Annotated in this window: 1 protein-coding gene and 2 pseudogenes; 1 reads left to right on the plus strand and 2 read right to left on the minus strand. The window is 36.6% G+C overall.

All coding sequences use genetic code 11. The annotated features are described in order from the left end of the window. A pseudogene (locus tag HMPREF0518_RS09430) lies at positions 1-771 on the plus strand (glycosyl hydrolase family 8); the annotation flags it as partial. On the opposite strand, the gene HMPREF0518_RS01440 reads toward HMPREF0518_RS09430, so the two are convergent. Both HMPREF0518_RS01440 and HMPREF0518_RS01445 read right to left on the minus strand, forming a co-directional pair. Continuing rightward, a complete protein-coding gene (locus HMPREF0518_RS01440) occupies positions 768-1094 on the minus strand; it encodes a PepSY domain-containing protein (RefSeq protein WP_003625394.1) in 327 nt (108 codons plus the stop codon). The pseudogene HMPREF0518_RS09430 and the gene HMPREF0518_RS01440 overlap by 4 nt on opposite strands. Next, positions 1069-1349 (minus strand): annotated as a pseudogene (locus tag HMPREF0518_RS01445) (hypothetical protein); the annotation flags it as partial. The pseudogene HMPREF0518_RS01445 and the gene HMPREF0518_RS01440, both read right to left, overlap by 26 nt.

The raw sequence follows: 1349 nt of genomic DNA on the forward strand, positions 1-1349 counted from the left end.
TTTAGCCCACCGAGAACGAATTGCGAAAACAACGACTGGCTTAATGTCTTGGCGCATGATTGAGAAGCGGGGAAAATGGAAGGTCGATAAAAATAGTGCAACAGATGGAGACTTATTTATTGCGGAAGCTCTGCTTAAAGTAAGTAAAATCTGGCACAATGAGCAATTTAAAGATGAAGCTCGGACATTGATGAATGATATTTTGCGTTATGAATATAATCCGCAGACTAATACATTAACAGTGGGAAAGATGATTTTTATCAAGAAACAGGAGATCAGCGGTGGCTTTTGATTAAGAATACGATGCTAAAACGGCTGAACCAATTGAGTCATCAACATAAAAGTGGCATCGTTCCGGATTTTGCATGGGTAAGTAAAAATAGTGCTAAACCAGTAAAACCTAATGCAGTTGCCACTAAATATGATGGCGACTTTTTAGCCAATGCATGCCGGGTACCGATGATGCTTGCTCAATCTGATGATCCACTTGCTAAAAATACATTAAAACGAATGATGAAATTCTTTAGTAAGCAAAACACTTTAACTGCTGGCTTTACTTTAAAAGGAAAACCTTTGAATAAGTACCAATCTGCTAGTTTTAGTGCTCCAGTTTTCAATGCCGTAAGTTTTAACCGTAATCAAGGATTTGATAATTTATTCATGTCGCAACAATATATTTTTGCACGGCCGTTGCCTACTAAAAATTATTATGATGCGGCTTTAACGACTATGGCAGCGCTAGAAGTAGAAAAAAATCTAAATTTTTCTTAATCATTTGTAACGCTTAAAATCTTGCCAGAAGTAGCTTTAATCTTAACTTCCTTGTTGCCGGATTTAACGTCCAAAATAGTTGTCTTGTATTTTTTACTGTATTCTAATGTCCATTCTGAGCTCTTGCCGTGAGTCTTTTTGTTGGCAATCTTGCTTGCTTTGCCACGCGAGATAATGCCAGTTAACTTAATTGCATGCTTTTTGTCATCGTGGTCTAAACGGTCTGATTCATGGTCGATGATCTTACCAGTCTTAGCATTGATTTCTACGTTGTATTCGTGAGTTGAAGTGAAGCCTTCAACTTCGTAAACGTAGCCGACCATTGTCACGCTCTAAAGAAATTTTGCTGATTTTAGCGCTCTTGTATTTTTGCTTAAAAATCTTAACTGCCTTAGTGCGGTCAATCTTAATGGTAGAACTAGCTGCAACTACTGTATTTTCGTTATTGCTGGTAATTGCAGTGCCAGTTAATGCTAAAGTTGAAACAAGGCTAATGGAACCGATAATTTTAACAAGTGTATTCTTTTTCATGATTATTTTCCTTCTTAATAACATCTGATAATCTAAACTATATTCGA

Source organism: Lactobacillus helveticus DSM 20075 = CGMCC 1.1877 (assembly GCF_000160855.1).
GTDB classification, from domain to species: domain Bacteria; phylum Bacillota; class Bacilli; order Lactobacillales; family Lactobacillaceae; genus Lactobacillus; species Lactobacillus helveticus.

Bases quoted from the DNA above. Each gene is read 5' to 3' on its own strand.
- HMPREF0518_RS01440 (WP_003625394.1), bottom strand. From the start codon at position 1,094: ATGGTCGGCTACGTTTACGAAGTTGAAGGCTTCACTTCAACTCACGAA.